Annotated in this window: 19 protein-coding genes and 1 riboswitch; of the genes, 6 read left to right on the top strand and 13 right to left on the bottom strand. The window is 72.5% G+C overall.

From position 1 onward, the window contains the following. Positions 1–7: 7 nt before the first annotated feature. On the bottom strand, positions 8–1,861 hold the full coding sequence (typA, locus tag CHC11_RS10480) for a translational GTPase TypA (RefSeq protein ID WP_089311435.1): 1,854 nt from the start codon (positions 1,859–1,861) through the stop codon (positions 8–10). 189 nt (positions 1,862–2,050) lie between these two features. Continuing rightward, positions 2,051–2,183: riboswitch (cyclic di-AMP (ydaO/yuaA leader) on the top strand. A gap of 7 nt (positions 2,184–2,190) precedes the next feature. Between typA and CHC11_RS10475 the strand changes: the two genes are divergently transcribed. Beyond that, positions 2,191–3,207, top strand: coding sequence for a C40 family peptidase (locus CHC11_RS10475; protein ID WP_089311434.1), 1,017 nt, complete (start codon positions 2,191–2,193; stop codon positions 3,205–3,207). Between the two features lie 332 nt (positions 3,208–3,539). On the opposite strand, the gene CHC11_RS10470 is transcribed toward CHC11_RS10475, so the two are convergent. Beyond that, positions 3,540–4,154, bottom strand: a complete 615-nt coding sequence (locus CHC11_RS10470; RefSeq protein WP_089311651.1) for a TetR/AcrR family transcriptional regulator — start codon at positions 4,152–4,154, stop codon at positions 3,540–3,542. A 121-nt stretch (positions 4,155–4,275) separates the two neighbouring features. Here CHC11_RS10470 and CHC11_RS10465 point away from each other — a divergent pair, with 121 nt between their 5' ends. Beyond that, positions 4,276–5,415 (top strand): FAD-dependent oxidoreductase, encoded by a 1,140-nt coding sequence (locus CHC11_RS10465; protein ID WP_179278777.1) that lies wholly within the window; start codon positions 4,276–4,278, stop codon positions 5,413–5,415. A gap of 384 nt (positions 5,416–5,799) precedes the next feature. On the opposite strand, the gene CHC11_RS10460 is transcribed toward CHC11_RS10465, so the two are convergent. From CHC11_RS10460 to CHC11_RS10450, 3 genes are read right to left on the bottom strand one after another with little or no spacing between them, the layout of a single operon-like run. Next, a complete protein-coding gene (locus CHC11_RS10460; RefSeq protein ID WP_089311432.1) occupies positions 5,800–6,186 on the bottom strand; it encodes a (deoxy)nucleoside triphosphate pyrophosphohydrolase in 387 nt (128 codons plus the stop codon). Positions 6,187–6,214: 28 nt separating this feature from the next. Further along, the gene (locus tag CHC11_RS10455; protein ID WP_089311431.1) at positions 6,215–6,997 is read right to left on the bottom strand and encodes a Mut7-C RNAse domain-containing protein; all 783 of its coding nucleotides are present in this window, start codon (positions 6,995–6,997) and stop codon (positions 6,215–6,217) included. 29 nt (positions 6,998–7,026) lie between these two features. Then, positions 7,027–8,316, bottom strand: a complete 1,290-nt coding sequence (locus tag CHC11_RS10450; protein WP_089311430.1) for an amidohydrolase family protein — start codon at positions 8,314–8,316, stop codon at positions 7,027–7,029. A gap of 61 nt (positions 8,317–8,377) precedes the next feature. Here CHC11_RS10450 and CHC11_RS10445 point away from each other — a divergent pair, with 61 nt between their 5' ends. Next, a complete protein-coding gene (locus CHC11_RS10445; protein ID WP_143227000.1) occupies positions 8,378–8,881 on the top strand; it encodes a MarR family winged helix-turn-helix transcriptional regulator in 504 nt (167 codons plus the stop codon). A 13-nt stretch (positions 8,882–8,894) separates the two neighbouring features. Here CHC11_RS10445 and CHC11_RS10440 read toward each other — a convergent pair whose 3' ends face one another. The 7 genes from CHC11_RS10440 to ychF all read right to left on the bottom strand — a co-directional run bounded on the left by CHC11_RS10440 (position 8,895) and on the right by ychF (position 21,411). Continuing rightward, complete coding sequence (locus CHC11_RS10440) at positions 8,895–9,953, bottom strand: bifunctional lytic transglycosylase/C40 family peptidase (RefSeq protein WP_089311428.1); 1,059 nt, start codon at positions 9,951–9,953, stop codon at positions 8,895–8,897. After that, a complete protein-coding gene (locus CHC11_RS10435) occupies positions 9,950–10,591 on the bottom strand; it encodes a hypothetical protein (protein ID WP_089311427.1) in 642 nt (213 codons plus the stop codon). Before CHC11_RS10435 ends, CHC11_RS10440 begins: the two co-directional genes overlap by 4 nt. Beyond that, positions 10,591–13,053: a type IV secretion system protein gene (locus CHC11_RS10430; protein ID WP_089311426.1), complete on the bottom strand. Its 2,463-nt coding sequence runs from the start codon at positions 13,051–13,053 to the stop codon at positions 10,591–10,593. The genes CHC11_RS10435 and CHC11_RS10430 overlap by 1 nt, the downstream gene beginning before the upstream one ends. Further along, on the bottom strand, positions 13,050–15,539 hold the full coding sequence (locus tag CHC11_RS10425) for an ATP-binding protein (RefSeq protein ID WP_089311425.1): 2,490 nt from the start codon (positions 15,537–15,539) through the stop codon (positions 13,050–13,052). Before CHC11_RS10425 ends, CHC11_RS10430 begins: the two co-directional genes overlap by 4 nt. A gap of 166 nt (positions 15,540–15,705) precedes the next feature. Further along, positions 15,706–18,690 carry a TcpE family conjugal transfer membrane protein gene (locus CHC11_RS43375; protein ID WP_089311424.1) on the bottom strand — a complete coding sequence of 995 codons (2,985 nt, stop codon included), beginning with the start codon at positions 18,688–18,690 and terminating at the stop codon, positions 15,706–15,708. 148 nt (positions 18,691–18,838) lie between these two features. Then, the gene (locus CHC11_RS10415; RefSeq protein ID WP_089311423.1) at positions 18,839–19,858 is read right to left on the bottom strand and encodes a conjugal transfer protein; all 1,020 of its coding nucleotides are present in this window, start codon (positions 19,856–19,858) and stop codon (positions 18,839–18,841) included. A gap of 461 nt (positions 19,859–20,319) precedes the next feature. Then, positions 20,320–21,411 carry a redox-regulated ATPase YchF gene (gene ychF / locus CHC11_RS10410; protein WP_089311422.1) on the bottom strand — a complete coding sequence of 364 codons (1,092 nt, stop codon included), beginning with the start codon at positions 21,409–21,411 and terminating at the stop codon, positions 20,320–20,322. A 154-nt stretch (positions 21,412–21,565) separates the two neighbouring features. Between ychF and CHC11_RS10405 the strand changes: the two genes are divergently transcribed. Next, the gene (locus tag CHC11_RS10405) at positions 21,566–22,951 is read left to right on the top strand and encodes a DNA recombination protein RmuC (protein WP_245919031.1); all 1,386 of its coding nucleotides are present in this window, start codon (positions 21,566–21,568) and stop codon (positions 22,949–22,951) included. Next, a complete protein-coding gene (locus CHC11_RS10400; RefSeq protein ID WP_089311650.1) occupies positions 22,948–23,559 on the top strand; it encodes a DUF6542 domain-containing protein in 612 nt (203 codons plus the stop codon). Before CHC11_RS10405 ends, CHC11_RS10400 begins: the two co-directional genes overlap by 4 nt. Here CHC11_RS10400 and CHC11_RS10395 read toward each other — a convergent pair. Then, entirely contained in the window at positions 23,556–24,518 is a 963-nt protein-coding gene (locus CHC11_RS10395; protein WP_089311421.1) for a 4-hydroxy-3-methylbut-2-enyl diphosphate reductase, read from the bottom strand. The two genes, CHC11_RS10400 and CHC11_RS10395, sit on opposite strands and share 4 nt — an antisense overlap. Before the next feature lie 139 nt (positions 24,519–24,657). On the opposite strand from CHC11_RS10395, the gene CHC11_RS10390 reads away from it, so the two are divergent. Then, on the top strand, positions 24,658–25,626 hold the full coding sequence (locus CHC11_RS10390) for a DUF8129 domain-containing protein (RefSeq protein WP_143226999.1): 969 nt from the start codon (positions 24,658–24,660) through the stop codon (positions 25,624–25,626). Positions 25,627–25,773 lie beyond the last annotated feature (147 nt).

The raw sequence follows: 25,773 nt of genomic DNA, 5'->3' as shown, positions 1-25,773 counted from the left end.
TCGCCGCTCAGCCGGCGCGCTTGGTGCGGGCGCGCGTGCGCTCGCGCTCCTTGGCGTCCAGGACGACCTTGCGGATGCGGACGGCGGTCGGGGTGACCTCGACGCACTCGTCCTCGCGGCAGAACTCCAGGGCCTCCTCCAGCGACAGGAGCCGGGGCGGGGTGAGCCGCTCCAGCTCGTCGCCGGTGGACGACCGCATGTTCGTGAGCTTCTTCTCCTTGGTGATGTTGACGTCCATGTCGTCGGCGCGGGAGTTCTCCCCGACGATCATGCCCTCGTACACCTCGGTGGTCGGGCCGACGAAGAACGTCCCGCGCTCCTGGAGGTTGGTGATCGCGTAGGCGGTGGCGGCGCCGGACCGGTCGGCGACGAGCGAGCCGGACGGACGGGTGCGCAGCTCGCCGAACCAGGGCTCGTAGTCCTCGAAGACGTGGTGCGCCATGCCGGTGCCGCGCGTCTCGGTCATGAACTCGGTGCGGAACCCGATCAGGCCGCGGGCCGGGACGAGGAACTCCATCCGGATCCAGCCGGTGCCGTGGTTCGTCATGTGCTCCATGCGGCCCTTGCGGACCGCCATCAGCTGCGTGACGGCGCCGAGGTGCTCCTCGGGGATGTCGACGGTGAGCCGCTCGACCGGCTCGTGCTTCTTGCCGTCGATCTCCCGCGTGACGACCTGCGGCTTGCCGACGGTCAGCTCGTAGCCCTCGCGGCGCATGTTCTCCACCAGGATCGCCAGGGCCAGCTCGCCGCGGCCCTGCACCTCCCAGGAGTCGGGGCGCTCGGTCGGCAGCACCCGGATCGACACGTTGCCGACGAGCTCGCGGTCGAGCCGGTCCTTGACCATCCGGGCGGTGACCTTGGTGCCCTTCTCGCGGCCCGCCATCGGCCCGGTGTTGGTGCCGACCGTCATGGAGATCGCGGGCTCGTCCACCGTGATCAGCGGCAGCGGGCGCGGGTCGTCCGGGTCGGCGATGGTGTCGCCGATCATGATGTCGGGGATGCCGGCGATGGCGATGATGTCGCCGGGCCCGGCCTCGTCCGCGGGCTTGCGGGTGAGCGCCTCCGTCATCAGCAGCTCGGTGATCTTCACCCGGTCGATGCTGCCGTCGTGCCGGCACCAGGCGACCTGCTGGCCCTTCTTGATCGTGCCGGCGTGCACCCGGCACAGCGCGATCCGGCCGAGGTAGCTGGAGGCGTCCAGGTTCGTCACGTGCGCCTGGAGCGGCGCGTCGGGGTCGTAGGACGGCGCGGGGATCGTCTCGGTGATGACCTTGAACAGCGGCTCCAGGTCGTCGCTGGCGGGCATGGCGCCGTCGGCGGGCTTGTCGAGCGAGGCCCGCCCGGCGCGGCCGGACGCGAACACGATCGGGAAGTCGATCTGGTCCTCGTCGGCGTCGAGGTCCATGAACAGCTCGTAGGTCTCGTCCACGACCTCGTCGATGCGCGCGTCGGGACGGTCGGTCTTGTTCACGACCAGGATCACCGGCAGCCGCGCGGCGAGCGCCTTGCGCAGCACGAACCGGGTCTGCGGGAGCGGGCCCTCGCTGGCGTCCACCAGGAGCACGACGCCGTCCACCATGGACAGGCCGCGCTCGACCTCGCCGCCGAAGTCGGCGTGCCCCGGGGTGTCGATGATGTTGATGGTCAGCCCGTTGTGCAGGACCGCGGTGTTCTTCGCGAGGATGGTGATCCCCTTCTCGCGCTCCAGGTCGTTGGAGTCGAGCACCCGGTCGTCGACGTCCTGGTTCTCGCGGAAGGCGCCGGACTGCCAGAGCATGGCGTCGACCAGCGTCGTCTTGCCATGGTCGACGTGGGCGACGATCGCTACGTTACGGAGGTCGTCGCGCGTGGAGATGGGCATGCGGGTTCGCCTTGCGTGAGAGTTCGGGGTCACCGCAGACGCGCGGCAGACCCCATTCTACTTGGCCGTGCGCACCAACCACTCCGAGCCGTTCGTCCCACCGGTCACACGGACCCCGATTGGCCATCTTTGCGCATCCTTTGTAATCTGCCCGAGATCCGGTCGTCCGGAGTCCCACCCCCCGGGACTGCGGCCGGAACGCCGAATCTCCCACGGGGAGAACCGGGGACCCACCACCCTCGGGGTGAATCGACGCTCGTCGTAGGGCGACTCCTGGCCCGAACCCGTCAGCTAACCCGGTAGGCGTACGAGGAGAGGAGAACACCGGTTTGGCTCCGGATTCCCACCGGCGGCGTCGCGTCCTGCCCACCGCCACCGCAACCCTGCTCCTGATCGGCCTCGGCGCCACCGCGCCGGACCTCGCCCACGCCGCGCAGCCGTTCCGGCCCGCCTCCGCGCCGTCGGCTCCGAGCCCCACGCCGACGACGGAGAAGGGCCTGCGCAAGAGCCTCGACGCGCTGAACGAAGAGGCCGAGATCCTCACGGAGAAGTTCAACAAGGCCCGCGTGGAGTTCACCAAGGCCCGCAAGGCCGAGCAGGACGCCACCAAGGAGGCCGAGCGGCTGCGCGCCCTCGCCGAGCCCGCCCGCCGGCGGCTCGGCAGCCTGGCCGCCGCCAACTACATGGCCGGCAGCCCCGACGTCCTCTTCGGCTCCGGCGCCTCCCCCGAGGGCCTGTCCGACCGCGCCTACCTCGCGCAGAGCCAGGCCACCGCCGTCCTGGCCCTGAAGAAGCAGATCGACCAGGCCGGCGCCGCGGAGCGCACCGCGAAGGCGAAGACCGAGCAGGTCAAGAAGGCCTGGGACGACGCCAAGAAGGCGCGCGAGGCCGCCAAGTCCAAGGTCTCCGAGGTGATGAAGCGCCTCGACAAGCTGACCACCACCCACGCGAGCGACCCGCGCACCGGCCTCAGCGCCACCGTGAAGGGCTCCGGCCTGCCCGCGAAGATGGCCCGCAAGGCCCTCACCAAGCTCGGCTCCCCGTACGTGTGGGCCGCCGCCGGACCGAGCAGCTTCGACTGCTCCGGCCTCGTCGTCTGGGCCTACGGCCAGGTCGGCAGGCCGGGCCTCCCGCACTACACCGGCGACCTGTTCGCCATGGGAACGAAGGTCTCGCGCGGCGCGCTCCGCTCCGGCGACCTCGTGTACTTCGGCGGCAACCTGCACCACATGGGCATCTACCTGGGCGACGGCAAGTACCTCCACGCCCCCCAGACCGGCGACGTGGTCAAGATCTCAAAACTCTCCGACCGCTCCGACTTCGCCGGAGCGAATCGCATCTCTTAGCTTTTTTCTCCTCCTTCGGGCCCGGGGGCCCTGCTGTGTCTATTGCAGTGCCCTCCTCCTTCGGGCCCGGGGGCCCTCCATCGTCGGGCACTGCTGGCGATCGCCGGCATCGCTCCGGCTCGCCTGGCGGCTCGCTGCGCGATCAGATTCTTGCTTCGCTCGAATCTGCCTTCGGACGCGATCGCGGCCCCCAGGTCGTCGCGGGGTCGCGGCGGTGGCTGAGGTCGGCGCGTTCGCTGGGGTGCTCCGGGGCGGCCTCGGGCGGCGCGGGGCGGCGTGCTCGGGGGGCTCTCACAAGCCATTCGGCCGTGGCTCGAAGCGGGCCCTGCTGTTCAGCCGAGCCCGAGGTGCCTGGCCAGGACAGCTACCTGGCCGGCGAATCGGTCGAGGAATTCGGGCGAGCGCGGGTCGACGCCGCAAGTGCCCTCGATGATGTGCGGCAGCGTGGTGGGCGCCATGGTCATCGCCATCAGCATGACGACCAGGCAGGCCGGATCGAGATCGGCGGGCAGTTCACCGGCATCTTGCAGATTCCGCAGCTCGTCGATGGTTTCGGCGAACATGCCGGTCGACGGGTTCGCGTCGGATCCGGTGTATTCGAGCCCGTTCCAGGCCAGCAGCCGGACCCCGTCCGGGTTGCGCAAGGCCTCAAGCGCAAAGCGACGTAGCTGCTCCGGCAACGGCGTGCCCGCAGGCGTCAGCTCGCCCTGCCGTTGCCGCCACTGCTGCGAAATGGCTTGGTACAGGCCCTCCTTACCGTCGAAGTAGTACGAGATCAGCTGCACGTTCACCCCGGCGCGGGCGGCGATGGCGCTGATCCGGGCACCCGCGTAGCCATGCGCGCCGAACTCGGCCATCGCGGCGTCCAGGATCAGCGCGCGGGTGCGTTCGGGATCGCGCTGCCGCTCCTGCGGCTTGGGGGACCTTCGGGGTTTCGACGCGGACATGCACGCGATCATACCTTCACCTGGTTCTATCAAGCTTCTATTTGAATGTATCAAACGAACGCTTGACAGCGTCGCTTTTCGGGCACACCATTGGGGCATCGAAGTCAACAAGGGGAGTGAAATGCCGGAAAGCACAAGGATTCTCGTCGCCGGTGGCGGGGTCGGCGGCCTGGCGCTCGCGCAGGCGCTGCACCACGCCGGGCTCGATGTCGTCGTCTACGAGCAGGACCCGACACCCCTCACCAGGAACCAGGGCTACCGGATCCACATCGACCCGACCGGCAACGCGGCGCTGGCCGACTGCGTCCCGCCGGACGTGCTGGCAGAGTTGCGCCGCACCAGCGGCCGCAACGGCGATCTGGTGACGACCTTCACCACCGGGCTACGGCAGGTGTTCACGCAGCACTTCCCCGACATTCCCGCCGACCAGCTCACCGCCGTCGACCGCAACACCTTCCGCCAGGGCCTGCTCACCGGCCTGGAGGACGTCGTCCGGTTCGGGCGCACGGTGTCCGGCTATCAGGTGACCGGCTCAGGACGGGTGCGGGTCGAGTTCGCCGAAGGCGGCAGCGACGAGGGGAGTCTGCTGGTCGGCGCGGACGGCGCCGGGTCGGCCATCCGGCGCCTGCTGCTCCCCGAAGCGGTGCTGCACGACTTCGGTCTGCGGTGTCTGTACGGCCGGATGCCCCTCACCGGGCCGCTGTCTCCCGAGGAATTCGAGCGTGGTCTGTGCTGGGTTTCGGGCGGCAGCACGTGCGGCGCCGGGTTTGGTACCGTCCGGTTCCGCACGCCCGTGGATGGGCCGCAGGACTATCTGATGGTCACCCTCGTCGCGACCCCGGATCATCTCGGCGTCTCGGACGAGAAACTGTTTCGCATGTCGTCGGAAGAACTGTGGAGACTATCGACGGACACCGTCGCCGACTGGCATCCGGCTGTTCGCGAGATCTACGCCCGCGCCGACATCGAATCGTTTTTCCCGATCACGTTCCGGATCAGCGAACGGCTACCGGCGTGGGCGCCGGGCCCGATCACCCTGCTCGGCGACGCGGTCCACACCATGCCACCCACTGCGGGGGCCGGCGCCAACACCGCGCTGGCCGACGCCGCCACCCTGGCGGACGAGATCCTTTCCGCCGCACGAGGCGGGAAATCTTTGGTCGAAGCGGTTGCGGCTTACCAGGCGATCATGCTGCCGCGTGGTTTCGCGGCCATCGACAACTCGCGGCGCCTGGCGGCCCAGATGTTCGCGGCGACCTGATCAGCCGCCCGACAGCCCGGTCCGGCTCGCCGCGCGGACAGCACGGCGAGCCGGACCCCGTTCGGTACCCCGCCTTTCCTCCAGCATGCCTGCATTCGGCGACGGAGACGATCGACCTCACGCCCGGCCAGAGGTCAAGCGGGAACTTGATGACACTGGCAAGGCGGATCGTCCGAGAATCTCAACGGAGAGTCCTTCAGGGGGCGCCACTCCCGCCTCCTCTTCTTACGCGAAGGTCCGGTATGGCAAAGTCGGCCCTGGTCGGCCCTGGTCGGCACGGGCGGCGCGTTCCCGGTGCTCCGGGACGGCGTGTTCGGGGGGGTGCTCCCACGTCGGCCCTGAGTCGGCCCGGGCGGCGCCGTTGGGGGGTGCGCCGGGGGGTGGCTAGGTCAGGACTTGGGCGGCTAGGTGGTCTATTACGGGGCGGTCGCCGGGGAGCCAGGTGACCGTGTAGAGCTCGGACGGGGTGAGCCAGCGGAGTTGCAGGTGCTCCAGGGCCTGGGGCTCGCCTTCTGCCAGCTCGGCCGTCCAGACGCGGAGGACGGCGCGCTCGCTCAGGCGCCAGTCGCCGCCGACGCGGCGGACGAGGCGGACCTTCACGGCCAGTTCCTCGTGGCACTCGCGCACCAGGGCGTCCTCGTCCGACTCCCCGGGGTCGACCTTTCCGCCGGGCAGCTCCCAGCCGCCCGCCATGTGCGGCGGCTCGGCGCGCTGGGCGGCCAGCAGCCGCCCGTCCGCGAGGATCGCCGCCCCCACCACCACGAGATCGATCGCGACCAGCTCCTCTCCGTGTCCGTGGTCAGACCGCGGCGCCGGTCCGTCCGGTTCCGTTCCCCCGGAGGGAGTCGACCAGACGCGTCGCGTCGCGGACGATCTCCTCCAGGTGGTCGCCGTGCGCCCCGCGCCAGTACACCTGCCCGCACCCGGCGCAGCGGCCGTAGACGTCGTAGCTGCGGCGCGTGCCCGCCCGCAGCTCGCGCTCGATCTCCTGCTTGTCGACGGGGACGAGCTCGCCGTTGCAGGCGGTGCAGCGCGTCCACGGCCGCAGCACGGGCGCGAAGCGGTCGAGCAGGTCGCGGAGCTGGTCGTCCGGGCGGGAGCCGCGGACGTAGGCGCCGAACCACAGCGCGCGGCGGCGCAGGAGGCCGCGGTCCTGGGTGAGCAGGACGCGGCGCTCCTCGTTGGCCTGGACGACGAGCGCCGGGTCGTCCATGTCGTTGTGGTAGGCGGTGTCGAGACCGAGCAGGCGCAGGCGCCGGGCCAGCGTGCCGAGGTGCACGTCCAGGAGGAAGCGGGGGGCGACCTGGCCCGGGTCCAGCGGCACGGGCTGGGGGCGCGGCACCGCCGCCACGCGGACCTCGGCCCCGGCGTCCGGCCGGGTGGCGGGCCCGGCGGGCTCGCCGTCGGCGGTCATCGGGCCGGCCTCGGGCAGCGGCACGCCCAGCGACTCCACGAGGTGCCCCAGCGTCGAGGTGCCGTCGTAGGGCACCCGCGCCGGGGACTCCCGCCGGGTGGCGGGCAGGAACATCAGCAGCTCGTCGGCGACGCGGATCGTTATCTCGGACTCCACGCCGATCAGCATGCCACGCGCGGCCGACGATTCCCGCCGGTTCAGGCCGCCGTCACGTGCGCGGCGGAGTCCGCCAGGGACGCCAGGAGGGCGGGGACGTCGTGGCCCTGCAGCACTCCCCCGCGCTTGACCACCCGCCCGCCGACCAGGACGGTGTCGACGTTGCGGGTGTCCGCCGCCAGGACCACGGCCGCGATGGGGTCGTGGGCCGCCGCGAGGCCGAAGGTGTCGGTGCGCAGGACGAGGAGGTCGGCCTGCTTGCCCGGGGTCAGCGATCCGGTGGCGTCCGCGAGCCCCGCGACCTCGGCGCCCTCGATCGTGGCCGTCCGCAGGACGTCGGCGGTGGTGAAGCCACGGCCGGCGCCGTCCGGGCGTCCCCGTTCGAGGACGTAGGCGGCGCGCATGATGCTGAACATGTCGCCGGGGCCGGAGGCGACCGTGTCGGCACCGAGCCCGGTCGGGGCGCCCGCGCCGCGAGCACGTCCGGTGGGCGGGGCGCCGATGTCCAGTGCGGCCTCGATCGCGGGAGCGACGGAGACCGTCCCGCCGCTTCCGGCGATCCGCTTCAGGTCCTCGTCGCTGTAGAAGTTGGCGTGCACGTACGTGGCCGGGTGGTCCGTCAGCCCGTGGGCGTCGAGGAACGCCAGGCCGCGCGCGGCGCTCTCGGCGCCGTGGCCGCCCATGTGCGCGGTGACCGGCAGCCCGAGGTCGCGGGCCGTGCGCCACTCGGCGAGGGCGCGCTCGTCGCCCGCGATCTCGGGGCCGAGCGCCGCCATCGCCATCGTGACCGGGCCGCCGGAGGCGGCGAAGTGCTCGCGGTGGACGCGGCGGGTCTCGGCGGCGAGCGCACCGAGGTCGCCGCCGCCGCCGTAGCAGTACCCGAACACCGCCCTGATGCCGGCGGCCCGCAGCGCCGCGATGTTCGCCTCGGTGTGATCCGGGCTGAGCTGGATGTGCGACCAGTCGACCAGCGTCGTGATGCCGGAGTCGAGGCATTCCAGGGACCCGGCGAGCGTTCCGGCGAACACGTCGTCCGGGCGGTACCGGGGCGCCAGCTCGCCGAGGACGCGGCGCAGGTAGGCGGGGAGCGTGCCGTCCGGCAGGGCGGCGCGGATCCCGGCCTGCCAGGTGTGCCGGTGGGTGTCGACGAAGCCCGGCATGACGATGCGCCCGGTCGCGTCGACGGTCTCGGCGCCGTCCGGCGCGGCCAGGTCCGGGCCGACCGCGGCGATGCGGCCGTCCTCGACGAGCACGTCGGCGGTTCCCAGCACGGTCGGTTCGGGATCGGTGTCGATGACGAGGCCGTTGGTGAGCAGCAGGGTCGTTGTCATGCTCAAAAGCTTAAGAGTTAGCTTTCTCAAAAGCAACTGTCGGAGCGAGTACGCTCGGGGCGTGCAGGACGAGATCGATGGCCTGGCCGACGTGTGGCGGCGGGACGGGCTGCCCGAACCGCTCGTCGCGATGCTGGAGCTGAGCAAGCGCGCCGCGCGCGTCGCCGTGCTGGTGCAGCAGGCCCTCCGGGGCCCGCTGGCCGAACTCGGCCTCACCTACGCCGAGTTCGAGGTGCTGACCGTGCTGCGCCGGGAGGGCGAGCCGTACCGGCTGAGACCGAGCGAGCTCACGCGGTCGGCGTTCCTCACCTCGGGCGGGACGAGCAACGTCCTGCAGCGGCTGCAGAAGGCCGGCTACGTGGAGCGCGAGGCCAACGCCGGCGACGCGCGCAGCCGCTTCGTCCAGCTGACCGCCGACGGGCTGCGCGTCACCGAGCAGGCCCTGGCCGCGTCGGGGACGGCGCACGAGGAGGTCATGGCCGGGGTGCCGCCGGAGGACGTCCGGGCGGCCGCCGACGCGCTGCGCGAGATCCTGAGCGTCGTGGGCAGGCGCCGGTTCCGCTGAGCCCGCCGGGCGGCTACTGCCGCGCGGCCAGCTCGGACGCCTTCTTCTTGAAGTCCGGCCGCGCGAGCGGGCGGGTCACCCCGATCCAGTTCGCCTTCTTGTAGGTCTTCACGCCGATCGCCGGCACGCACGCCGAGCAGCTCGCCACGATCATCTTGCCGCCGCCGATGACCATCCCGACATGGCCGGGATTGTCGGCCGACGTCCCGGGGCCGGAGTTGAAGAACACCAGGTCGCCGGGCTGCTCCTTGCCCTTGGCGATCTTCACGCCGAACGGCCACTGCTCGAACGTCGTGCGCGGGAGGTTCAGCCCGACCTGCCGGTAGGCGGCCTGGATCAGGCTGGAGCAGTCGTAGGCGTCCGGCCCGTTCGCCCCGAACACGTAGGGCTTGCCGCGCTGCGCCATCGCGAACGCGATGATCGTCTTGACGAGTGCGCCGACGTTGGCGGGGAGCTCGTTGTCCTCGCAGTTGATCCCGTTCGCCTGGACGGCCTTGAACTCGCCGCCGACGTAGCGCTTCGCCCAGTCCAGGACGAGGTCCACGTAGTCCCACGAGTGGTTGTACTGGAAGATCGCGGTGCGCATGCGCTCCGGGGCGCCGTTGTGCTTGAGGTAGGCGGCGGCCGTCGGGACGGCGTCATCCGGGTCGTAGCGGTCCTTCTTGCCGTCCTTGTCGCCATCCACCGCGAACGCCCTGAACGTCGCGGCCAGGAACTGCATGGGACCGCCCGCGCCCGCGTAGTTCTCCCCGCTGGAGACCCCCGGCATCGTCGACCTGCCGTGGTCGGTCTCGACCTTGCCGACTCCTGCCAGGACGTTCCAGGGGATGCCGTACTTCTTGCCGGCCTCCTGGTACAGCCTCAGGTAGTCGACGGGGACGGACTTCGCGTCGGCGGCCGCCGCGGGCTGCGCACCGGCGCCGGCGACGTTCACGCAGCCGCCGCCACCGCCGATCCCGCCGCCGAACAGGAACTGGCTCGCGCCGAACAGGACCGGGACGAAGACCAGCGCCGCGAACATCACCGCGGCGACGCCGAGAGCACCGACGAGCAGCAGCCTTCGCGGGCTCATCCCGTGTCACCCGCCTGGCCGGCGTCGGCCGGCTCGAACGAGTAGACCTTCAGCGAGCCGCCGTCCCTCGTCACGGTCACCGCGTACTGCTTGCTGTCGCTGCTGGTCTTCCCGTTCCTGGTGACCTGCTGCCGGCCGGTCACCAGGAAGATGATCGAGTTGTTCTCGATGTCGCGGACCCGGTCGAGTGACGCCGTGCCCTGCGCGACGAGCTGCTCGCGGCGGCGCTCCTCCACCATCCCCGGCGTCGCCACGCCCTGGCCGAGCCGCTGCCCGAGGTCGGCGGTGGCCAGGCCGGCGAAGCGCGCCATGTAGGTCTGGGGGGCCTCGTCGTAGCGGTACGTCCCGTAGGCGGCGACGAACCGCTGCGCCATGTCGGCCGCCGTGGCGAACTCCTGCCGGGAGAACGGCAGCAGCCGGTAGACGTCGAAGTCGTTCGGGTCGACGGCGTTCTGGATCCCGGGCGGCGGCGATGCGGGGGCCTGCGGACCCTGCGTCGCGGTCGCGCTCGGGCGGGCCCGCGGCTCATCGCCGGACCCGCCCGAGGGCGAGGCCACCGTCAGGTAGACGCCGACCGCCGCGAGCAGCACGACGAGACCCGCGAACAGCAGCTTGCGCCGCCGGTCGTTCAGGTTCATCACTCGTCCCGATCCGGCTCACCGGACCGGCGATCCACCGGACGCAGCCAGAACGGGATCGGCGGGCTGGCGTTGGAGCCGCCCCTGCCCCACAGCGGCGGGGGCGCCTGCCGCCCGCCCGGCTCGGGACGCGAGGGCCTTGCGCCCCCGGCGCCGCCGCCGCGGCCGCGCTGCCGGGGGACGTTCCCGGACCCGCCGCCCGAACCGCCCGAACCGCCGTTGCCGCCGCCGAACCAGCCGCCGCCGGAGCCGCCCGAACCGCCGGAACCGCCGGAACCACCGCCCGAGCCGCCGCCCGAGCGCCCGCGGCCGCGACCGGCGGAGCCGGCCGAGCGTCCACGGCCGCCGCCACCGCCGCCTGAGCCACCCGAACCGCCGGAACCACCGCCCGAGCCGCCGCCGGAACCGCCGCCCGAGCCGCCGCCACCGGAGACGCCGCCGCCGGTTCCGCCGCGGCCCGACCAGGAGGTCGGGCGGACGGTGCCCTTGCCGGACCCGCCTCCGCCTCCGGCGTCCTCACCGTCGCCCTTCGCGACGACGACGCCGCCGGGCTTGGCGGCCGCCGCCCTGGCGCCGTCCGTGCGGCGATCGCCGAGAGCGCCCGCCCTGGTCGGCAGGTTCAGCGGCGGAGCACCGCGCCTGGACCGCCCCTGCGCCGCGGCGGCGCCCGCACCGCCCGCGCCGCGCGGTTTCGCCGCGAGCACCGGTGCGTCCTCGGGGGACTGCTCCGTGCCCGCGCCGGGCGCCGACCGGTCGGCCGCGGCCACCGTGCCGGCCACCGCCGCGCCGCCCGTCACGCCGCCGGCGACGGCGGCGGCCATCGCCGGGTCGTTCTTGGCCTTGCGGAACATCTGGTAGGCCGCCACCGGCGGCATCGCCTCGGTGCTCTTGCGGGCCGCGGCGATCGACTTGCCGAGTTCCTCCTCGCCCTTGCCCCGGGCCCCGACCGCCGAGTAGCCGACGGAAGAGAACAGGTGCTGGAACGGCTTGCGGTACACGAACGCCGCGAAAGTCACCAGCGCGATCAGCACCACCTGCAGGCCCCAGGGCAGCGTCTCGCCGAGGATCAGGCCGTACGCCCACAGCAGCAGCGAGAGCACCCCGATGAGCGCCGCCTGTTTCAGCAGCATGGACAGCAGCAGTTCGAGCCAGCGGATGGCGACGACGCGTCCGACGCCCGGATGGATGCCGATCCCGAGGAAGATCGGCCCCGCGACGAGCAGCAGCAGGAACGCGATCTTCACGACGATCAGCGCGAGCGCGATGACCAGGATGAGCAGGCCCGCGACCAGCGCCGCGAACAGCGCGATGAGCGACACTCCCAGCCGGTTCTGCCAGTCCTTGCCCTGGAACAGCGCATAGTTCTGGGGATGGTTGTCCTTGATGTCCTTCGTGACGTCCTTGTAGGCGTCGGACTTCTTCCCCAGGTCGACCTTGTTCGTGCCGTACGTCTCCGGAAGGTCGACCGCCTGCGACCAGAGCAGCTTGTCGGCGTTCTGCTTGATGATCTTCGCGTTGGGGTCGCTGGTGCCGAACTCGCCCTGCAGCCACGGCTTGCAGACCAGCGCCACCCACAGCGCGTTGGCGTTGCGGGACGTCGCGTCCATGCTCTCCGACATCGCCGGGTCGGGCTTGCCCTCGGGGACGGGAACGCACGTCCCGCCCTTGGTGTTGCTCGGCGGCAGCGCGGCGCTGAACGCGGCGCTGGTCGCCTCGGACACCTTCGTCCCGAGCGTGGTGAAGTCCGCGGGCCGCGTGATCAGCCAGGTCAGCGCCACCATCGCGGCGACCATCCAGATCACGCCCTCGCTGACCTTGCTCGCCCGCCGGCGGACGAGCCCCCACCAGGCCAGCCACATCGCACCGAGGATGATCACCCACGACCAGTAGCGGGCGTTGAACGTCTCGCCGATGTTGGTGATGACCCCGTCGACGGTGTCCTTCAGCCAGCTCAGCAGCGACTCCGACGCGGCCGCCTGGTAGACGCTGATCGTCGTCCGGTCGATCGTCCGGACGAGGGTGAACACGGTGTTCGCGATCGCGTTGCCCATCATCGACATCGCGTCCGAGCAGCCCATGTCGACCGCGTACCACGTCTGCCCGGCGGTGCCGTAGCGGTCGTAGTAGGTGAGCTTCTCGACGGGCGTCTTCTGCAGCTTCTCGTTCGGGTACTCGGGCGGCTTGATCATGCCGTCCGTCCCGGATCCGTACTGCTCGGGCGCCGGATGGTCGGCCGGGCTGCACGCGTCGTTCAGCGGGTTCGGCAGCTGCGGGACCGACGCTGACGCCGGTGTCAGCGGCCCCAGCATGAACAGCGCCATGACCACCAGCAGCATCACCGAGCGGCGGGTGCGCGGCGCGCTGCGGCGCCGGGGGCGCCGGGGGCGCCGCAGCGCCCTGCGGTCGAGTCCTTCGCCGGGCGAGCGCTGCAGGCGCGCCGTCCCGTCGCGGGAACCCATCATCGGGAGACCTCCTCGACCTCGGCCCCCGCGGCGGTGAGTTCGGACGTGCCCGGACGGGACCGGGTGGGGTTGGTGTCGAGCCAACGCTGCAGTTCCTCGGAGATCAGGTCGACGCCGATGCGCCCCGCTCGGCCGTCGAGGTCACGGAAGATGCATTCGCCGTTGCCGAGGTTGCGCAGCACGGCCTTGTGCTCGTCGGACGCCTCGACCCCGAGAAGGGACATGACGTTGCCGACCTCGACCCGCTCGGTGGAGCGGAACGAGAACACCGAGGACAGGCAGTTCGTCACCTGCTCGTTCAGCAGGTCCCCCGCGTTCTGGGAGACCAGGATCAGCGCGGTGTTGCGGGAGCGTCCCATCCGCGACACCTCGGGCACCAGCTTGGCCCCCTCGGGCGTCGAGGTGATCGCCCACGCCTCGTCCAGGAAGATGACCTTCGGAAGCCGCCGGTCGAGGCCGTGCATCAGCCGCCGCGCGAACTGCGACACCAGGTACATCAGCGCGACCGACAGCCGCTGCTCGTAGGAGTAGTCCTCCCGCGGGATCGTGACGTCCGGCAGGGTGAGCCCGCCGAGCGTGAACACGGTCGTCCAGCCGGCGCTGTCGATGCGCTCGCCGCCGGACGGGTCGAAGCACAGCCGCGCGAGCCGCATCTCCGACATCGAGCGCAGCACCGCGCCGAGGTTCTTGGACGCCGCGTCGCCGGCGGCCTCCAGGTGGTCGACGACGCGGCCGAGCGAGGGCCGCTCGGCGTTGGCGACCGCGCCGACCGCCTGGATCATCGCGGACTCGCGCTCCTCCGACATCCGCGGCAGCAGCAGCCGCAGCGTCTCGGTCGCCATCATCTTCATGGTGGCGAGGTCGTCGCCGAAGGAGAACGGGTCGAGCAGGCCGGGCGCCGCCGAGCCGAGCGGCAGGATGCGCGCCCTCCTGCCCCGCGCCTTGAGCAGCTCCACGAGCGACTCGGCGTCGCCCTTCGGGTCGATCGCCGCGATGGTGACGCCGCGCAGCGCCATCTGGTAGATCAGCAGCAGCGCGAGCGTGGTCTTGCCGCCGCCGGGCTCGCCGGTGATCGCCACGGCCGTCGGGCGGTTGCGCGCCGCGGCGACCAGCGGGTCGAAGTGCACGATGGCGCGGGCCCGGCCGAGCGTCTCGCCGATGTAGGGACCGACCCAGCCCTCGCCCTCGTCGTCGGAGCGGTCGCCGAGGTCGACGGTGGCGACCGGCATGCCGCCCGCGATGGTGCGCAGCGGCTGGCGCTGCGCGTAGGCGTTCAGCCGGATCTGGTCGCCGGGCAGCGACTCCAGGAACAGCGAGAACTGGTCGCCGGTCGAGTTGACGACGTCGATGCCGATGTCGCGGTAGTGCTCCACGACGGCGTCCACGCGCTGCGCGAGCAGTTCCTCGGTCGGCGCCGACACGATCAGCCGGTGCCACCCGTAGACGAACGGCAGCCGCTCCTTGGTGATGCCGTGCTCCAGCATCCGGGCGGCGTCGATCTGCTCCGCGAGCGCGATCGGCGCCTCCGCGCCGGCCTCCCGGATGTGCTGGTCCATGTCGCGGGCGTGCGCGAGCTTGCGCGAGACGTCCTTGGACGCCTTCGCCGGGGGGATCAGCTTCATCCGCGAGCTGATCTCGACGGGGAACGGCAGCGCGTCGGCGTAGTGGAGCCAGGGCTCGCCGTCCGGGAACGGCATCATGTCGGGGAACCGTGCGAACGACAGGTACGCGACGTACGACGCGGCCGTGGCGCCGCCGCCCGCCCCGGTGAAGTTGGGCTGCTCGATCCGCAGGTACGAGCGCCCGTTGTGGATGGCGCCCTCCACCAGCGACTCGATCTCGCCCTTGCCCCACGTCCGGCGCGCGACGGCGGACGGCGGCGGATCGGCCAGCGACCCCGTCACCGCGTGCTGGAACAGCCACGCGACCTCGGTGGAGGTGGCGTGCCTGGCGTACAGGGCGGACCCGCCGAGCGCGCGGCCGATCCGGTCGGCCTGCTCGGTCCAGCGCGCGACCTCCTTCTTGTCGACCGCGTCGTCGTGCACGCCGAGGGCGCTCTCGCTGCGCTTGTAGACCCTGAGGAGCTGCGACAGGACGCCGCCCGACAGCTGCGCGCCCATGCCGCGCTGGCCGAGCCGCACCCCGAGGTAGACCTCCTTGGTCCAGAAGTCCTTCGCCCACACGTGGGCGTAGGTCTCCTCCAGGTACTCCCGCCACCCGGGGCCGCCGTCGGACGTCCCGTCCAGCGCCAGCGCCCATTCCGCCGCCGGATACGTCCGGTGCCCGATCCGCAGGTGGACCTCGGCGTCCTGCATGCGGATGCCGGCCAGCGCGATGGTGATGTTGGTGGCGAGCGCCTCGCGCTCCTCACCGGTCGTGAACTCGTAGGACACCGTGGGGAGCCGGAAGTACGCCCACGCGGCGCTGTCGGTCAGCAGGACGCGGTCGTCGAAGTACCGCACGGCCAGTCGGCTCGACTTGCTCATGCCGTCCTCCCGACGCCGGTTCCGATCGACGATTCTCTCCACCGCCGGGCGGCCGCACAGGGCTGCCCGGGAGAGTCTTCGCCATCCGGACGGTCATGAACGTCAGGCGCGTCCGCCAGCAATGCCCGGTTCACTTCGGTCTCCGCTCGATGCCCGCGAGGGGCGCTCATCGGGTGGCCTCCTGCTCCTGCTGAAGCTCCTGGTAACGCTCGGGCACGACGGTGAAGCCGCCGGCCACGACGCCGGCGAGGGCAAGATAGGCACGCCGCGTCGGGGTGCGCAACGACTTCAGCTCGTTGCGCGGCGCGCGGTCCATGCTCAGGTGATCATCCCACGGGATGCGCACCAGCGCCCGGCACCGGCCCCGCGCCACGGCCTCGGCCTGCTCGACGTCGTCCATGCTGCGGCGGCTCACCCCGTTGATGACCGTCACCGCGCGGGACCGCAGCTCCTCGTAGCCGTGGCCGTCCAGCCACTCGAACGTCATCGCGACGGCGCGGGGCGCGTCGGCGCTGGCCGGCGCGACGAGGACGATCTGGTCGGCGTACGGCAGGACGCGCGCCACCACGGCGGCGGCCGCGTCGAGCAGCGTCACCGAGTAGAACTTGTCGATCGTGCGGATCGCGAGCGCGTAGTCGCGGTCGTCGAGCGCCTGCAGCGGGTTCTTGCCCGCCGCGATGACGTCGAGGCCGGACTTGGCCTGCGAGGTGTACCGGCGCATCGCGGTGAGGCTGGAGACCTGGTCGGCGCGCGTGATGAGCCCGGTCAGCGTCTCGTTGGTGTCGCTGCGGGTGCGCCGCGCGAGCGCGCCCGGCCCGGGGTTCACGTCGATCGCCACGACCGGCTCGCCGTTGTGCTGCGCGAACGTGTGGCCCAGCATCAGCGCCGTGACGGTCTGCCCGGCGCCGCCGGTGCAGCCGAGCACGACGACGTGCCGCGTCCCGTGGAAGGGCTGCTGGATCCGCTGCTGGTAGTCGGCGTCGACCTCGCCGTGCCCGCCGCCGACCGCGTGGATGAGCCGACGCAGCCCGCCGGACGTCACCTCGTGCTCGGGACCGGGCGGGGTGATCGCCGGACCCGACGGCGGGGGCGCCGGCGGCGGCGGCAGCGGCCTCGGCCGGACGGGCGACGCGGGCTGCGACCGCACCTCCCGCGGCGGCGCCTCCTCCTCCACCGGACGGGGCGACTCCAAGGGGCGCGGCGGCTCCATCGAGCGCGGCGGCGCCACGGGCGGCACCTCCTGCGCGGGCGGCGCCACCGGCTCGGAACCGGCCGGTCGCTGCGGCTTGGACAACCCCTTCGACCAGGGCCTGGGCGGCTCCCGCAGGACCCCGGGCCGCTCCGGCGGCGCGGCGGGGCGCACCGGCGGCGGCTGCTGCGGCACGGGCCGCGGCGCCGGCGGCGCGGCGGCCTGCTCCGCCGACGCGGCGGGCAGTTCGGGTCGCGCGGCCTCCCGCTCCGGCGGCGCGGGAGCGGGAGGCCGCACCGTCCACCCGGGACGCCGCTCCGGCGGCACCGGGGGCCGCGCCGTCGGCGCACCACCCTGCTCGGCCGGCGCGGTGGGACGTCCCGCCCGTGCGGCAGGCCGCTCCGAAGGCACGTGCGGCTGCTCCGGTGCAACGGGCCGCTCGGAGTGCGCGGCAGGCACCTCCGGCCGCGCAGAAGGCCGCTCCTGCGGCGCGGTGCCGTGCTCCGGCCGCGCGGCGGGCCGCTCCGGCGCGGCGGGGTTCTCCGACCCTGCAGCGGGCTGCTCCGACCGCGCGGCGGGCTGCTCCGGCCGCGCGGCGGGCTGTTCCGAGGGCGCGTGCGGCTGCTGCGGCGGAGTGGGGAGCCGCACCGGCTCCGCGGCGCGCTGCTCCTGGGGCCGGGCGGAGGGGCGGGGGCTCTCGGCGCCGAAGGCGCCGGGGACCATGGGGATGTCCGGGCGGGTGGCGGCGGGGATCCGGGGGGCGGGGGCCGCTCGGTGCGGGGAGGGCGCGCCGGCGACCTTCTTGTCGCCGGGCTCTCCGTTGAACGCCTGCGTCGCGCGGACGCGCTCGCCGTCGGCGGCGTGGGTCCGGTCGGACTCGGCCGGCGGCTGCCGCGTGACGCCGTCGCCCGGTTCGGCGGGGCGCACCCACCGGACGCCCGGCGGCGCGGGGGCCTGCTCGTTCTCGCGCGGGGGCGGTTCGGGTGCGCCCGCGGTCTCCTCCGCGGCCCTGCGGTCGCCGGGGCGGTGCTGCTGGGGGATGTCGGGGCGGGTCTCGCCGGCCGGGACGGCCTGCCAGAACTCGGCCTGCTCGCCCGGGCGGCGGACGCCGGAGGCCAGGGCGCGCTTGCCGGAGCCGGGCGCCGGTGCGGGCGGGGGGACCTCCAGCCGCGGCGTCGCCGGGGGGTGCTCGAAGCCGGCGGGGAAGGCCAGGACGTCGTCCTCGTGCGAGATGTCGCGGCTCGTGCGGCGCCACGCCCTGGGCGGGACGACGGGCTCGGGCGCGGCGGGCGGGGCAACGGCGGCCTGCGGGACGGCGGGCTCGGGGTCGGCGGGGAGCGGGACGGCGGGCAGGGGGGAAGCGGGCAGGGGGGAAGCGGGCAGCGGGGAGGCGGGCAGCGGGGCGGCGGGGACGGGTTCGCGCTGGGCCGCGTACTCGACCAGGGACGGGGGCGCGGTGGCGACCGCGGGGCGCGGGATCAGGGCCGGGGTCGCGGCGGGGGCCGCGGCGGGTTCCGGCTCGGCGGCGCGCCTGCGGGCGCGGCGGCGGGTCTTGATCGCGGCACGTTCGGCCGCGGCGGCCGGGGCGGGGCTCCCGGCGCGCCGCCAGACGCGGGCCACGATGACGACCTCGCGCGGCTCCTGGATGGCGGTGAGGCGGCACCACGTGCGGGGTTCGGCGAGGTAGCGGCCCTGGGAGAGCAGTAGCTCGGTGAGCCTCTTGCCCTCGATGACGGGGCGCGTCGCCAGCCAGGTGAGCACGCCCGGCGGGACGATGTAGAGCACGTGCCAGGGGGACGCGAAGGGAATGCCGACGAGCCGGAGCAGCAGGATCCACGGCACGAACACGCCGAGGAAGACGCCGATCTGGACCAGCGGCAGCGGCATCGGAAGCCGCAGGTCGTACAGCTTGTAGAGCCGCTTCTCGATGCGCCAGATGTTCGTGTACGTGGGTAGATCCACGCCCCTACTCCCCTAACTGCGCGGGCACCGTGCCGCCTGCCGACCTCCGCCCGAGGTCAGGCGTCCACGCCTAGGGCCTCGGCGATCGCCTTGGCCGTGGTCTCGATGATGTTCGCTACGTGGACGACCACTCCTCTTCCGATCCCTCTCATGATGCGTTCGGTTGTGTGGTGCCGCGAATGTCCTGGACAAGCCAGGTCGTCCCCTTTTTCACCATGGCGAGCTGGTAGCTCTGTTCGAGTTCACCGCCGCCGCCTCCGGCGGGCTGCCACACCACGGTCGCGGTGACGGTGCGCGAGCCGTCGGGCCCCTTGGGCGCGACGACCTCCTTGACCTGTACGAATACGACGGATTTGGCCAGCCCCGCAATGGTCGTCCCGTTGGAGAAGCGGGACAGGGCCGCCTGGTTGCCGTCCGCGTACTCCTGGAAAAAGGTGCCGAGGAAGGGCTGGAGTTCGGTTTCGAGGGAGGCGTCGCGGTCCTGGACCCCGTCCTGGGGAAGCTGTGCCTTGGACGGAGGAGGGAGCAGGGCGGGACGGGCCGAGACGACCAGCGAGCCGCTCCGGTCGGCGTACACCGGGACGGCGAGGCGGAGCCAGCGGTCGGCGGTGCGGGCCAGGAGCGTCACGGTGGCGTTGCTGGCGTCGCGGGCGTCGACGCCCGCGACCTGGACGGACTGAACCTGCATCCTGCCGACGCGGTTCCAGCCGTACTGGGCGTCGGCGCCGTCGGGCAGGAAGGTCCGCAGCTGCGCCTCGCGGGCGGGCGCGGTCCTCTGGTCGAAGTTGAGGTAGACGTTGGCGAACTGGAGGGCGAAAGCGCCCGCGGCGCTGCTGGGGAAGCCGGCGTTCCTCGGGGCCTTGGACGCGGCCGTGCCCCCGCCGGGCGTGTCGTCGGCGGTGAAGCGCTCGAACGGGGCGCGGATGCCGTTGACGAGGATGACGAGGATCAGGGCCCACAGCACGGCGCGGCCGACCCAGACCCACCAGCGCCCACCGGATCCGCCCCAGCGACCCCTGCCGCCCGAGCCGCCGCCGCCGGACCGTCCGCGGCCGCGCTCGGGGAGGTCCCCCGGGTCGGCGGACGCCGCGAGCGCCCGGCCGGGCGCCGCGGTCTCCTCGACTACGGCGGTGTCACGGCCGCGTCCCACGGCCGACCTGCGAGCCATCCTGCCTCCGCTCGCGCCTCGCCCCCGGTCGGCGCGGTCCTGTTGCCGGTCATGTCGGTGGCTTTTCTGAACCCACCTCGGGCCCAGGGTAACCACGGGCGTCAATTGTTCCAGCGCATCCCGGCGAAGCACAGCCCCGGCACGCGGTTGCGGATAATGCAATCCACCTCAGCAGGAACGGAGATGATTGCCAAACGGTGACGTTCTCCTACCCAGGGCTTCGAAGGGTGCGCAACCCCAGGTAACGGACAAGCCGGACGCCTCAGAAGTCGCTCGGTCACGGGATGGCGACGGCGCCCGCAATCCGTGCACAGAAATATCCGACACGGTGCCGAAAATGCGACACTTAGCATCAAAGCACCTGGCTCGCCGGGCGCACCGGCCACACGGGCGTCCCGTGTCGCCAAAATCACACGGGATCACGGCGCCCGCCCGCCCCTCCGGGCGCGCCGGGCGCGCGGTCAGACGTTGAAGCGGAACTCCACGACGTCGCCGTCCTGCATGACGTAGTCCTTGCCCTCCATGCGCACCTTGCCGGCGGTGCGGGCGGCGGCCATCGAGCCCGCCGCGGTCAGGTCGTCGTAGGAGACGATCTCGGCCTTGATGAAGCCGCGCTGGAAGTCGGTGTGGATGACGCCGGCGGCCTCCGGCGCGGTGGCGCCCTTGGGGATCGTCCAGGCGCGCGACTCCTTGGGCCCCGCCGTCAGGTAGGTCTGGAGGCCGAGGGTGGCGAACCCGATCCGGACGAGCTGCGACAGGCCGGACTCCTCCTGCCCCATGCCCTGCAGCAGTTCGAGCGCCTCGTCGTCGGGCAGTTCGATCAGCTCCGCCTCGATCTTGGCGTCCAGGAAGATCGCCTCGGCGGGCGCGACCAGGGTGCGCAGGCGCGCGCGCAGGGCCTCGTCGGTCAGCTCGCCCTCGTCCAGGTTGAAGACGTAGAGGAACGGCTTCGCGGTGAGCAGGTGCAGCTCGCGCAGGAGCTCCAGGTCGATCCCGGCCCGCTCGGCGCCCGCGAACAGCGTGACGCCGTCGTTCAGGAGCTTCTGCGCGGCGTTGACGGCGTCGACGACGGCGAGCTTGTCCTTGTCCTTCTTGGTCCGGGCCTCCTTGTCGAGGCGCGGCAGCGCCTTCTCGATCGTCTGGAGGTCGGCCAGGATCAGCTCGGTGTTGATCGTCTCGATGTCGCGGGACGGGGCGACGTCGCCGTCCACGTGCGTGACGTCCGGATCCTCGAACGCCCGGATGACCTGGCAGATCGCGTTGGTCTCCCGGATGTTGGCGAGGAACTTGTTGCCGAGGCCCTGCCCCTCGGACGCGCCCTTGACGATGCCCGCGATGTCGACGAACTCCATCGTCGCCGGGATGACCTTCTGCGAGCCGAACAGCTCGGCGAGCACGGTCAGCCGCGGGTCGGGCACCCCGACCACGCCGACGTTGGGGTCGATGGTCGCGAACGGGTAGTTGGCGGCCAGCGCGTCGTTCTTGGTCAGCGCGTTGAAGAGCGTCGACTTGCCGACGTTGGGCAGCCCGACGATTCCGATGGAGAGGCTCACGGCCGCCAAGTTTATGGGCGTCCGGGGACCCCTCGGGCTGCCCGGAACCTCCGTGCGGCCTCCCCCTGGTGAACGCTGGGCCAAATGTCCGGTGAGGCGGGGCGTCCCGGCGCGTCGCGGTCGCCGAACGCGGGCGCGCTGTCACGATGAGCGGATGGATCTCGCGCTGTTCGCCGGACTCCTCGTCGGCGCCGTCTTCGGCGCCGTCGCCGGGTACGCGCTCGCGACGGGCCGGCAGGGCGGGCTGATCGCGCGGGCGCGGGCGGCCGAGGAGAAGCTCGCCTACGCCGAGGAGCGGATGGCCGAGCACTTCGAGAACCTTTCGGCCAAGGCCCTGGACGCCAGCAACCAGCGGTTCCTGGAGCTGGCGGACGCGCGGCTCAAGGCGGCGGGCGTCGAGGCGGCCGGGGATCTGCAGCGGCGCCAGCAGGCCGTCGAGCATCTGGTCGCGCCGCTCAAGGAGACGCTCGCCAAGGTGGAGGAGCAGCTGCGCGAGGTGGAGACGGGCCGCCGCGAGTCGCACGCCATGCTGGCCAAGCAGGTCGAATTCGTCCGGCAGAGCTCCGACCAGCTCCGGCGCGAGACGCAGTCGCTCGTGCGGGCGCTGCAGCGGCCCGAGGCCAGGGGGCGCTGGGGCGAGCTCCAGCTCCGCCGCGTCGTGGAGCTGGCCGGGATGGCGCACCACTGCGACTTCGACGAGCAGGCGGGCGCGGTCACGGCCGACGGCACGGTCCGTCCCGACATGGTGGTGCGACTGGCCGGCGGCAAGAGCATCGTGGTCGACTCCAAGGTCTCGCTGGCCGCCTACCTCCAGGCGGCGGAGAGCGGCGACCCCGTGCGGCTGGACGCGCACGCGCGGCACCTGCGCGACCATGTCGACCGCCTGTCGGCCAAGTCGTACTGGCAGGCGTTCAGCCCGGCGCCGGAGTTCGTCGTGCTGTTCATCCCGGGCGAGGCGTTCCTGGCGCCCGCCCTCGACCGCGACCCCGGACTGCTGGAGTACGCGATGCGGCGGCGCGTGCACATCGCCACGCCGACCACCCTCATCACGATGCTGCGGACGGCGTCCTACGCGTGGCAGCAGGCCGCCCTCTCGCACAACGCCCGCGCGGTCTTCGAGCTGGGCAGGGAACTTTACGAGCGGCTGGGCACGATGGGGCAGCACGTCGACGAGCTGGGCCGCGCGCTGACCGGCGCCGTCAAGTCCTACAACCGGACGGTCGGATCCCTGGAGACGCGCGTCCTGGTCAGTGCGCGCAAGCTGAACGAGCTCGGAGTGGTGGACGACGGCCTGCAAAGCCCCCATCCTGTCGAGGAGAGCCCCCGCGCCCTGTCCGCGGCCGAACTGACCGTGGGCGACGAACTTTTCGACGACGAGGACCATCCGCCTGATCGGGAGCGTTCCCGGCCCGGCCCCGCCGCGGGAGCGGCGGGTCTCGGCGGGCGCGTCCCCGAGCAGGGCGATCCGCGGAACGTCCAGGAGCGGAGCGGGCCGGGGCGTGTGGGGGGTCCGCCTCCCACGGGGAAGAGGTGGCGATGAGTTCATCGACGGTACGCGACGCGCCGGGCGGCTCCCCGGCGTCCCCGGAGGGCCCGGCGCGGCGCCGGCGCGGCGGCCGGCCCCGCTCGGAGTCGGCCGGCCCGATCACGCTCACCGGGCGCGGCGGCATCGTGGTCATGTTCGCCGCCGGGGTGCTGTGCGGGCTGCTGTCGCGGTGGTTCGGCGTGCCGCTGCTCGCCGGCGCCGGGTTCGCGATCGGCTGCGCGCTCGCCGCGTTCGCGACCCGTCCCGCCGACCTGCTCACGCTCGTCGTCAGCCCGCCGCTGGTGTTCCTCGCCGCCACGCTCGCGGTCGTGCTCGCCACCACGCTCGGCGATGGCCCGCTGCTGCGCGGCGTCACGGTGGGCGTCTTCACCGCGCTCGCGGCCACCGCGCCGTGGCTGTTCTTCGGCACGCTGCTCGTGGTCGTGATCTGCCTGGCGCGCGGCGTCCTGACGAACGCCCGGGAGCTGCACGACAAGCTGGTCGGGGTCCGCCTCTTCGAGAAGGACGAGAACGAGAACCCCGTCCGGTGGGACGACTCCCCAGGCACGCCGCCGGATGGCCGGCACGCCCGCGGCGACCGGCCGCCGTCCGCCGCGGGCTAGACGGGCGTGATGCGCAGGTCCTTGCGGAGCTCCTTCGGCAGGGAGAAGCGCATCCTCTCCTCGACCGACTCGATCTCCTCGGCATCGCCGTAGCCGCGCTCGGCGAGCCAGGCGAGGACCTCCTGGACCAGCTCGTCCGGTACGGAGGCACCGCTCGTGACGCCCACCGTGGCGACGCCCTCCAGCCAGGCCGGGTCGATGTGCTCGGCGTAGTCGACGAGGTAGGCGTCGTCGGCGCCGTGCTCCTTGGCGACCTCGACCAGGCGGACCGAGTTGGAGGAGTTGGTCGACCCGACCACGATGACGAGCTGGGCCTGCGCCGCCATCTCCTTCACCGCGACCTGCCGGTTCTGGGTGGCGTAGCAGATGTCGTCGGACGGCGGGTCCATCAGCTTGGGGAACCGCTCGCGGAGCTTCTCGACGGTGGCGACGGTCTCGTCGACCGACAGCGTGGTCTGCGACAGCCACGCCACCTTCTCGGGGTCGCGGACGGTCACGTTGGCGACGTCGTCGGGGCCGTCGACGAGGTGGATGTGGTCGGGGGCCTCGCCGGTGGTGCCGATGACCTCCTCGTGGCCCTCGTGGCCGATCAGCAGGATGTCGTAGTCCTGGGCGGCGAACCGGACGGCCTCCTTGTGGACCTTGGTCACCAGCGGGCACGTCGCGTCGATGGTGCGCAGGTCGAGGTTCCGGGCCTCCTCGTGCACGACGGGCGCCACGCCGTGGGCGGAGAACACCACGATGGAGCCCTCGGGGACCTCCTCGGTCTCGTCCACGAAGATCGCGCCGCGCTCCTCCAGCGTCTTCACGACGTGCACGTTGTGGACGATCTGCTTGCGGACGTAGATCGGGGCCCCGTACTTCTCCAGGGCGATCTCGACCGCTTGCACGGCCCGGTCGACGCCCGCGCAGTAACCACGCGGCTTGGCGAGCAGGACACGGCGCTGGGTGGAGGTCATGGCCCCATCGTACGAGGGGCCGGGCTGTGACCGACTCCACGGCACGCTTTGCCAGAATTCCATTCACCCCGCGTGACCAGGGTCGCACCGATGGGGCAGAGTGAGGGGGACGGAGACGAGGCAGGAAGAGGAACGTCCGATGAGGAAATCGCCGCGCCGCCTCAGTGAGCAGGTCCGCGAAACGATGGGCGAGCAGGTCCGGGATCTCCCGCTGCACGCCGTCCGGCTGGCCATGTTCGGCGTCGGCCGGGCACTGCTGCTCAGCGACCGGGTGACCAGGGACTACAAGGAGATCACCGAAGGCGGCGGTGTGAAGCCGGTGGCCCTGCGGCTGCGCGACGACGTCCAGCACACGGCCGGCAGGGTCGTCGGGCTGGTCGCCGAGCGCGTCCGCGGTGAGGAGCCCGAGGCCGAGCCCGCGCCCGAGCCCGCGCGCCGCACCAGGACGGCCGCCGCGAGGTCGGCCACCGCGAGGACGGCCACCGAGGAGATCGCGGTCGGCAAGCCCGGCGGCGGCCCGGACCACAAGGCGAAGCACGCCCGTCCGGGACCGCCGCCGAAGCCCGCCAGGCCGGGCGCGCTCGGCAGGCACCACGCCAAGGCGGGGGGCGAGGCCGGTCCGGCCGCCGAATCCGCGCCGAAGCCGGTGCCGTCCGAGCCGAAGCCGGAGCCCGCGCCGCAGGCGGGGCCCGCCCCGAGCCCGAAGGCCGCCGAGCCCGCAAAGCCCGCGCCCGCAAAGCCCAAGGCCGAGACCGCCAAGGCCGAGACCGCCAAGCCCAGGGCGGCCGAGCCCAGGGCGGCCGCGGCTCCGAAGGGCCAGGCCACGGAGAAGCCGAAGCAGAGGGCTCAGAAGAAGGCCGATGAGGCGGCGTTCGAGCCGAAGCCGGAGGCGAAGCCCGCGGCGCAGGCGGAGGCCAAGCACATCGCCGAGGATCTGCCGGTGCCGGACTACGACAGCGCCACGCTGCCGCAGTTGCGCGCGCGCCTTCGCGGCCTGTCCGCCGACCAGGTGAAGCTCCTGCGCGAGTACGAGCGCACGCACGCCGGTCGTGAGGACGTCATCCGCATGTACGAGCGCCGCATCGCCAAGCTCAACGGCCTCAACTGAGAGCGACAGCAGGACGAAGCCCCCGGGAGCGCCCGGGGGCTTCTTCCGTCCCGGGGTCAGGCCGCCGCGGGGGCGTCCTGGAAGGTGTGGTCGACGTCGACCCGAGTCCGATGCCCATGAAGGCGACGACGGCGGCGAAGGCGGTCG

Source organism: Actinomadura mexicana, assembly GCF_900188105.1.
In the GTDB taxonomy this organism is placed as follows: domain Bacteria; phylum Actinomycetota; class Actinomycetes; order Streptosporangiales; family Streptosporangiaceae; genus Spirillospora; species Spirillospora mexicana.
Note: the sequence above shows the minus strand (reverse complement) of the source record. Positions and strands in the feature narration are given on the sequence as shown.